8 protein-coding genes are annotated in these 8,375 nt (G+C 65.9%); 4 read left to right on the forward strand and 4 right to left on the reverse strand.

The genetic code is table 11. The features are described from left to right. Positions 1-394 precede the first annotated feature (394 nt). From cysD to QZY03_RS05935, 4 genes are all read left to right on the forward strand, one after another. A complete protein-coding gene (gene cysD / locus QZY03_RS05920) occupies positions 395-1,279 on the forward strand; it encodes a sulfate adenylyltransferase subunit CysD (protein WP_295579035.1) in 885 nt (294 codons plus the stop codon). Further along, on the forward strand, positions 1,279-3,153 hold the full coding sequence (gene cysN / locus QZY03_RS05925) for a sulfate adenylyltransferase subunit CysN (RefSeq protein WP_295579037.1): 1,875 nt from the start codon (positions 1,279-1,281) through the stop codon (positions 3,151-3,153). The genes cysD and cysN overlap by 1 nt, the downstream gene beginning before the upstream one ends. 447 nt (positions 3,154-3,600) lie before the next feature. Then, positions 3,601-5,187: an FAD-dependent oxidoreductase gene (locus tag QZY03_RS05930; protein WP_295579039.1), complete on the forward strand. Its 1,587-nt coding sequence runs from the start codon at positions 3,601-3,603 to the stop codon at positions 5,185-5,187. Continuing rightward, entirely contained in the window at positions 5,184-5,567 is a 384-nt protein-coding gene (locus QZY03_RS05935; protein WP_295579040.1) for a cytochrome c, read from the forward strand. Before QZY03_RS05930 ends, QZY03_RS05935 begins: the two co-directional genes overlap by 4 nt. A gap of 134 nt (positions 5,568-5,701) precedes the next feature. Here QZY03_RS05935 and QZY03_RS05940 read toward each other — a convergent pair whose 3' ends face one another. The 4 genes from QZY03_RS05940 to QZY03_RS05955 form a co-directional block, all read right to left on the reverse strand. Next, a complete protein-coding gene (locus QZY03_RS05940) occupies positions 5,702-6,781 on the reverse strand; it encodes a Uma2 family endonuclease (RefSeq protein WP_295579042.1) in 1,080 nt (359 codons plus the stop codon). Between the two features lie 238 nt (positions 6,782-7,019). Continuing rightward, complete coding sequence (locus tag QZY03_RS05945) at positions 7,020-7,445, reverse strand: type II toxin-antitoxin system VapC family toxin (protein ID WP_295579044.1); 426 nt, start codon at positions 7,443-7,445, stop codon at positions 7,020-7,022. Beyond that, entirely contained in the window at positions 7,442-7,687 is a 246-nt protein-coding gene (locus QZY03_RS05950) for an AbrB/MazE/SpoVT family DNA-binding domain-containing protein (RefSeq protein ID WP_295579046.1), read from the reverse strand. Before QZY03_RS05950 ends, QZY03_RS05945 begins: the two co-directional genes overlap by 4 nt. Before the next feature lie 215 nt (positions 7,688-7,902). Then, the coding region (locus QZY03_RS05955; RefSeq protein WP_295579048.1) for a hypothetical protein at positions 7,903-8,375 on the reverse strand (473 nt) is incomplete at its 5' end.

The following is an 8,375-nucleotide window of genomic DNA, read 5'->3' on the forward strand; positions in this document are numbered from 1 at the left end:
CGCCGCGATGGGGCCGGGCGCGCAGCCGCAGCGTTCGCGGTCACCGCGGCACCGCATCGCGGCGAGACGCCGCTCCCACGGGGGACTTTCATCTTCCGACGATCAAGGCCCGCTCGGTTTTCCGATTCACTGCCGGATTCAGGGTGAAGCCCGGGCGCTCGTAAAGGCATCAGTGCATCACTGGTAGTTCAAAGGTTAATAACTTGCTGTGATTCTAATAGGCCCGCGTCAGCGATGCGCATCGGTCGCGCGTTTTAAACCGCGAGCGTCACCCCTTGTGCAGTGCAGCAACCGGACCCATAATTATCCGCGCTCGATAACTCAAAGGCGCTGCCTTAAATGTTTGCCTGTTTCCGAGGCGACCTAACCGGCTTCTTCAACCGCGGACAGACCCATGCTCACCCTTGAAGCAGAATCCATAGAAATCATCCGCGAGGCCGTGGCGACGGCCCGCAACCCCGTCATGATGTACTCCATCGGCAAAGACTCCTCGGTCATGCTGCACTTGGCACGCAAGGCCTTCTATCCCGCGCCGCCGCCGTTCCCGCTGCTGCATGTCGATACCCGCTGGAAGTTCGCCGAGATGTACGTGCACCGGACCCGCATGGTGGAGGAGAGCGGGATGAAGCTCATCACCCACACGAACCCGGAGGGGGTCGCGGCGGGGGTCAATCCATTCACCCACGGCAGCAACTACCACACCGACGTCATGAAAACCCAGGCGCTCAAGCAAGCCCTGAACGCCCTGGGCAGTGATGTGGTCTTTGGCGGTGCCCGGCGCGACGAGGAAAAGAGCCGGGCCAAGGAGCGTGTCTTCTCATTCCGCGCGGCGGGCCATCGCTGGGATCCGAAAGCCCAGCGTCCGGAATTGTGGAATCTGTATAACACCCACGTCAAGCCGGATGAGACGATCCGGGTCTTTCCAATCAGTAACTGGACCGAGCTCGACATCTGGCAATACATTCACGCCGAGGGGATTCCGATCGTCCCGCTCTATCTGGCGGCGGAGCGCCCGGTGGTGCAGCGCGATGGTCAATGGATCATGGTCGATGACGATCGTTACCCCTTTGCACCGGGTGAACAGGCGGTGATGAAGCGCGTGCGCTTCCGCACCCTTGGCTGCTGGCCGTTGACGGCCGCCGTCGAGAGCGATGCCGATACGCTGGAGGCGGTGATCGCCGAGACCTTCAATGCCCGCAGTTCGGAGCGTCAAGGCCGGTTGATTGACGCCGACACCCCCGGATCGATGGAGAAGAAGAAGCAAGAGGGTTATTTCTGATGAACGACCTGCACGCCCGTGACATCGTTTCCTTCCTGGAAGAGCAACGTAACAAGCAAACCCTGCGCTTCATCACCTGCGGCAGCGTGGATGACGGCAAGAGTACCCTGATCGGCCGCCTGCTGTTCGAAAGCAAAAGCATCTTCGACGACCAACTGGAAGCGCTCGAAAGCGACTCGCGCCAGTACGGCACCCAAGGCGAAAAGACCGACCTGGCGCTGCTGGTCGACGGCCTGCAGGCTGAGCGCGAGCAGGGCATCACCATTGATGTCGCTTACCGGTTCTTCGCGACCGACCGCCGCCGCTACATCGTTGCCGATACGCCCGGTCATGAGCAGTACACCCGCAACATGGCAACCGGCGCGTCCACCGCGGAACTGGCGGTTATCCTGATCGACGCGCGCAAAGGTGTGCTGACGCAAACCCGCCGTCACAGCCGCATCGCCGCCATGATGGGGATTCGTCACATCGTGTTGGCGGTCAATAAGATGGACTTGGTCGGTTTCGATGAGGCCGTCTACAACGGGATCATCGCCGACTACCAGGCCTTTGCCGCCGACTTCGGGTTTCTCAGCACCCACGCCATCCCGCTGTCGGGCCTGGACGGGGACAATGTGCTGCATCGCAGTGCACAGACGCCCTGGTACAACGGCCCCAGTCTCATGGAATATCTCGACACGGTGGATGTCGGCGATACCAGCGAGCGCGCGGCTTTCCGGATGCCCGTGCAATGGGTGAATCGGCCGAATCTGGACTTCCGGGGTTTCTGTGGTCGGATCGCCGAAGGCACCTTGCATCCCGGCGATGCCGTGCGCGTGTTGCCGTCGGGCGTGCAGACGCGGGTGAAGGCCATTCTGGCGGGTTTCGATGCGGTCGAGACCGCCCATCCGGGCGACGCGGTGACCGTGACCCTGACGGAAGAGGTTGACGCCAGCCGCGGCGACGTGCTGGTGGCCGCCGCCGCGCCCCCGGAGGTCGCGGACCAGTTCGAGGCCAAGCTGCTATGGATGGTCGAGCACGCCATGACGCCGGGCCGGCAGTACCTGATGAAGACGGCTTGCAAAGAAGTGACGGCCACCATCACCGCAATCAAATATCGCGAGGACGTCAATACGGGTGCGCATCTCGCGGCCAAGTCGCTGGGACTCAACGAGATCGCGGTTGTCAACCTGTCCACCGGCGCGCCTCTGGTGTTCGAGCCCTATGGCGTCAACCGGGTGATGGGCGGTTTCATCCTGATCGACAAGCTCACCTTCGAGACCGTCGGCGCCGGGATGATCGATTTCGCGCTGCGCCGCGCCAGCACCATCCACTGGCAGATGCTGGAGGTCAACAAGACCGAACGGGCCGCGCAGAAGCACCAGTCGGCACGCTGCATCTGGTTTACCGGGCTCTCGGGTTCCGGCAAATCGACCATCGCCAACCTGCTGGAAAAGCGGCTGCACGCCGAGGGCAAGCACACCTATGTGCTCGATGGCGAGAACGTCCGCCACGGCTTGAGCCGCGACCTGGGCTTCACCGAGGCCGACCGGGTGGAGAACGTCCGGCGCGTGGCCGAGGTGGCGCGGCTGATGGCCGATGCCGGTCTGATCGTCCTGGTCAGCTTCATCTCACCCTACACCAGCGAGCGCCGGATGGCACGCGATCTGTTCGAGCCGGGTGAGTTCGTCGAGGTCTTCGTGGATACCCCGGTCGAGGAATGCGAGCGGCGCGATGCCAAGGGTCTGTACGCCCGCGCACGCCAGGGCGGTCTGGAGAACTTCACCGGTATCGACAGCCCCTATGAGCGTCCCCAGGCGCCCGAGGTCCACCTGCAGACCCCGCAGATGTCACCCGAGGACTGTGTCGATGCGGTGTTGCGCGCGCTGGCTTGAAAGGACGTCGGGCGGGTTTAAAGTGATTTCCGGGAAAAGATGTATAGCCATCGGACGTGATAACCGGACGTAGGGGCGGGTTTCAAACCCGCCCCTACACCAAGGGTCTGTCCGGATATCAGGTAGGAAGGCTATACCAGCGTGTGGGGGCGACATGTAGGGGCGACTTTAGTCGCCGCCGCCCGCTAAAGCGTCGGCCTCCGGCCGCGTCGCCCCCGCCACCGCTCACACCGGACGACAAACCGCATCCAACCGGATTCAGTCGAGGCGGCCTTGATCGTCGATACTGAGCAGCGCGATCTTGCTACCAAAAGCAGAACGGCAAGGCGCGAGGTGCGTTTCAGCGACGGCCGTCAAGGTTATTGTCGCACCGTTCCGCTAGCTTGAGATCGGACACAAACACCGGCGCAATCGTGCCCGGCGGTTCCGAATGCCTCGAGAGATCACATGAAGACCGATCAGACCGATTGCACCGATCATTCCCGCCGCCGTCTGCTCATGGCGGCCGCCCTGCTCGCGGCGGGCGCGCGCTGGCCGGCCCTGGCGGGGGCGGCCGGGTCCGCTGCGACGGCCGGCGCCTTCCTGCCGGCGGGCAGCGCCCGGGGTCAGGAGGTGCTGGTGTTGGGCGCCGGCATCGCGGGCTTGGTGACCGCCTACGAACTGCACCAGGCCGGATGCCGCGTGCGGGTGCTGGAAGCGCGCGAGCGGGTGGGTGGGCGCTGCTGGACGCTGCGCCGGGGAGACCGCTTCACCGAGATGGGCGGTGCCGAGCAGGAGTGCCGGTTCGCGCCGGGCGATTACCTCAATGCGGCTGCCAATCGTATTCTCACGAGCCATCTGGGCGTCCTCGCCTATGCCCGGCGGCTGGGCGTGCCCCTCGAACTCTACACCAGCGGCCCCCAGGGCCAGAACTGGCTGTTGCGTCGCAAGCCTGGGCATCCGCTCTCCGGCCACCGGGTGCGGTTCCGCGAGCTGGACCGCGATGAGATCGGTTATGCGATGCAGCGTTTGGTGGAGCTGCTGGAGCCAGGTGGGGGTGCCGCCGCGGGCGCTGCTGAAGATCATGCCCTGGCCGCCTGGGCACGCCGCTTCGGTACGCTGGACGCGTCCGGGCGCTACGTCGGCGGCCCGGCCCGTGGCTATCAGGTTCTGCCGGGTGCGGTGGACGCCCCCGGGGTGTTGTCCAAGCCCTTTCCGGAAGAGGAAGTGTGGTCCTACGGACAACTGGCCGAAGCCCCGGGGTGGGTCAACAGCGCCAAGTATCCCACGCCGGTCCTCACGGTGACGGGCGGCATGGATCATCTGGCATCGGCCCTGGCCGGTCAACTCCCGGCGGGGACTATCCGGTTGGGTGCGGAGGTGGTTCGGCTGCGCCAGGACGGCAGCGGGGTCACGGTGCGCTGGCGGGACACGCGCTCCGGCGAGGTGCATGAGGCCCATGCCGCGCGGCTGGTCTGCACCATCCCCTTCATTGTCTTGTCGCGGATCGACAGCGACTTCGATCCGGCCATCCGGGGAATCATCGCGGGCCTGGGTTACGAGCCGGCGCTAAAGGTCGGTTTCGGCTTCCGCCGCCGCTTCTGGGAGCAGGACGAGCAGATTTTCGGCGGCTACTCGTACGTCGATGACCCCGAACTGTTCATCGCCTATCCAAGCGCCCGGCTGGGCACGGCCACCGGCGTGCTGACCAATTACTACGGGGTGCGGGGTGCGCTGGCGTTGGCCGGCCTGAAGCCCCAAGAGCGGCACCAGGCCGCCCTGGCGGACGTGCAGTCGCTCCATCCGGACGCCGCGGCGGCGTTAGACTCGGCCGTCTCGGTTGCCTGGCCGCGCATCCCCTTCAGCGCCGGCTGCTTCGGTGCCTGGACCGACAATGCCCGCGCACGCGACCTGCCGCGGGTGGCCGCCGGCGACCGGCGGGTCATCTTCGCCGGAGAACATGTGAGCCAGATTCCTGCCTGGATGGAAGGCGCCGTCCAATCGGCCCATGCCGGGTTGAAGCTCCTGCAACAACAATGGGAGGCGCGGTCATGACATCGCGGAGCATGCTGGCCGTGTTTGCGCTTGTCGTGCTGTTGCCGGGCGGTGCCGGCCGGGCGGACGAACCCGCCGCGCTCTACGCGGAGCTGTGCGCGGCCTGCCACGGGCAGGGCACCGTGCCCTTGAGCGGCAGCCCCTATCCGGCGCTGTTCGGCAACCCCCAGGTGGCTGCCGCCGGCCCCGTCTATGTCGCCCTCAAAGCGCTGCACGGAACCGGCAACATGTATCCCCTGTGTGCCCTGGCGAGCGACGCCGAGATCGCCGCCATCGCCAACGACCTTGCCGCCGCCAACGGCAACCAGTCGCCGCCGTTGGCCCCGGAGGCCGTCGCCGCGCTGCGGCCCGCCGTGGGCGACTGTCCGATTCCTCATTAACAACGGCGTGAGCGAACTGCGCAATCGCCTGCGGTACGAAGTTCTTCGGAAATCGCCTAAGGCGCGGCGTCGAGCCAGTTTTCGACATGGAGACCCAAGACTGCGGTTGAATGCTCTTGGCGGTTTGGTGCGGCTCAGCCGTCGGACTGACCCTGCGCGAGGCGTGCCTGCAGGGCCGCCAGGTCGTGCTCCAGGCGCTGCCGTGCCTGGGCCTCGGCGTCGGCCCGCCGGGTCTGCTCGACTGCCCGCTGCGCCTCGACATTGGCCCGGTTCTCGGCCTCGCGTTTGGCCTGGGCCTCGGCATCGGCCCGCTGCGCCTCGGCATCGGCCCGTTGCGCCTCGGCATCGGCCCGCTTGACGGCCTCGCGTTTGGCCTGGGCCTCGGCATTGGCCCGCTTCACGGCCTTGCGTTTGGCCTGGGCCTCGGCGTCGGCCCGCTTCACGGCCGCGCGTTTGGCCTGTGCCTCGGCGTCGGCCCGCTCACGATCCGCGCGCCAGCCGGGGAGGACGAAGCCGGCATAGACCGGATCATCGCGCAGCGTCTCCAGCTCCGGTCGGCGCGCCAGGTCGGTCGGGCGGAATTGCAACCCCGGCAGCACCCGCGAGCAGATCACCCCGGCCTGCGGTGCGATGGGCGTATAGAGCCCGGCGGAGGTGCGGGTGTAGAACGCCTGGTGGTCGGGATGCTTGTGCAGGATGTAATACTCGGGCACGCCCCCGGCCGCGTATTCGGCCTTCTTGATGACGGTATCACGCTCAATGCCGCTTCGCTCCTGGTCGGACAGGGCCTCGATACAGAGGTCGAACACCCCGTGGTAGGAGCAATCCAAGGGCAGCAGCGGCTGGGGATTGTCGTGGCGGACCACGCCGAAATCTGGCTTGCGGATGACGGCACCGCTCGGCAGCGGCAGCCGGAAACCCATTTCCAGGCCGACCATCTGTGCACAGGGATGGGTGCGCAGGAAGTGCCGCACCAGCTCGGCAAACCAGGCATAGACCAGAAAGGTCTCGTAATCGGACACCGGTTTCTCCTCCAGGCGGCCGTTGTTCCACTCGTAATGGTGGTCCGACTCCAGGTAATACTCGGTCCAGTAGACCTCTTCGGAGACCAGGCGACCCTCCGCGGAGCGCGGTGTGGAATCCGCCGCGGGCAGGCGCCGGGGCGGCGGGGCCGGGACCTGGGACGTGGATGCGGTGGCAGCGATGGAGGACATGGGCGGGAGTCCGGTCTTGGAATCGCAGGGATCAAGCCTAGCACGAATCGGCCTGGGTCATCGTTTCGGCCAGCGACGGTCTGCCCGCTACTGGAGGTCGGGGCTTTCCCGTAACAGTCGCGCAGCGACCCTCCCCGTGGGAGCGGCGTCCCGCCGCGATGCGGTGCCGCGGTGACCTCAAACGCCGCGGTGACGCGTCAGGCGCAATCGCGGCGGGACGCCGCGCCCACCGGATCGTTCAAAATCGGATGATCTTTAGGCCCTGGCGCCGTGCGTTTGCCTCCAGGTTGCCGTCGGCCGTTGCGAAACCGGCCGCCCCGATCTCGATCGCCACGGCCAGATGGAGCGAATCGCCCGAACGCAGTCCGCTTCCCGCTACGCGGGCGAGGCGCGCGGCATGCCTAAAGGCATTCCGACTGACCTGGATCAGCCGCAGTCCGGCACCGCAAAACACCTCGAATTCATCCCAGGCCGCCTGTGCCTGCTCCGCGGAAAGCGCGGTGCACCGTACCTTGATGGACAGCGCACTTGCGAACTCGGTGCCGATCCAGTCGGCGGAGACGATGGGGTCCGCGCAGTCGGCAAGCCATGCGGCAACGGCCTCGCTGGTCGGTTCCGGGACGAACAATGGCACGGCGACGCTCGTGTCGAGATAGATTGTCAATAGCGGTCCTCCCGTCGCATGGTCTCCACCACCGGTTGGGTCATGGACATCTGTGCGCGCAGGACCCGGACCCGGCGCAGGAACTCCGCCTTGTCGAAGATCGGTGCCGGTATGAGCCGAATCTCCGTGGCGGTGACCTCTGCTTCCAGCACGTCCCCCTCTTTCAAGCCAACCGCCCGAATTGCCTCCATAGGCAGCCGTATCGCCAGACTGTTGCCCCATTTGGCCAGTTGAAGTCGCATTGTCTCCTCCCGTGTAGATACGCGTCGATACATATTGCATCAGTCGGTTGGCACGCACAAGTCCGGGGGATGGGCGAAGCGATCGGGATCTGATGCTGGTGGACTGCGCTACGCTTGTCCAGCCTAAGAGGTTACGAGGCTACGAGGTTACGAGGCTACGAGGCTACGAGGCCGCGTGGCCGCACCCGTGATCCAGGCCGGCAAGCGGATGCCGCTCAGCGCGCGGGCGTACCGGGCTCCACCGGCGGGTCGCCGAGCAGACCCTCAAGCGTTTCGGTTTGGAGAAAGCCATTCAGCCAGGCATCCAGTTGGTCAACGGTGGCCCCGGCAAGGCGCGCGCCCACCCAGGAGGGCAGGGGTCCAAAGCGGGCGGTTAGCACGCTTTGTAGCGCTTCGGTCTTGCCTTCCCGCTTGCCTTCCCGCTTGCCTTCCAGCAACCCCTCCCGCTTCCACTTCTGTGTCCACTCGTCAACCCGTTCGGCCAGCATGGTCTCGACCTCCGTTAAATCGTGCAGTTCCGGCAAATTCTCGCCCGGCATCAGCCGCCGCAGCAACACCCGCGCGAACCAGACGGTCAGGGCGCGCCGCAGGCTGGCGTGGCGCGGGTCGCGCAAGCGGGCGGTCAGCCGCTGCAGGATCGGGCGCACCGCCGCGGGGCCGTCGGCCGCCAGCACTTCCAGCCGCACCA

Origin of the sequence: uncultured Lamprocystis sp. (genome assembly GCF_903933125.1) — a bacterium.
In the GTDB taxonomy this organism is placed as follows: Bacteria; Pseudomonadota; Gammaproteobacteria; order Chromatiales; family Chromatiaceae; genus Thiodictyon.

Coding starts and splice junctions, on each gene's coding strand:
- QZY03_RS05950 (WP_295579046.1), bottom strand. CDS start 7,687: ATGCGACTTCAACTGGCCAAATGGGGCAACAGTCTGGCGATACGGCTG.
- QZY03_RS05930 (WP_295579039.1), top strand. CDS start 3,601: ATGAAGACCGATCAGACCGATTGCACCGATCATTCCCGCCGCCGTCTG.
- cysD (WP_295579035.1), top strand. CDS start 395: ATGCTCACCCTTGAAGCAGAATCCATAGAAATCATCCGCGAGGCCGTG.
- cysN (WP_295579037.1), top strand. CDS start 1,279: ATGAACGACCTGCACGCCCGTGACATCGTTTCCTTCCTGGAAGAGCAA.
- QZY03_RS05940 (WP_295579042.1), bottom strand. CDS start 6,781: ATGTCCTCCATCGCTGCCACCGCATCCACGTCCCAGGTCCCGGCCCCG.
- QZY03_RS05935 (WP_295579040.1), top strand. CDS start 5,184: ATGACATCGCGGAGCATGCTGGCCGTGTTTGCGCTTGTCGTGCTGTTG.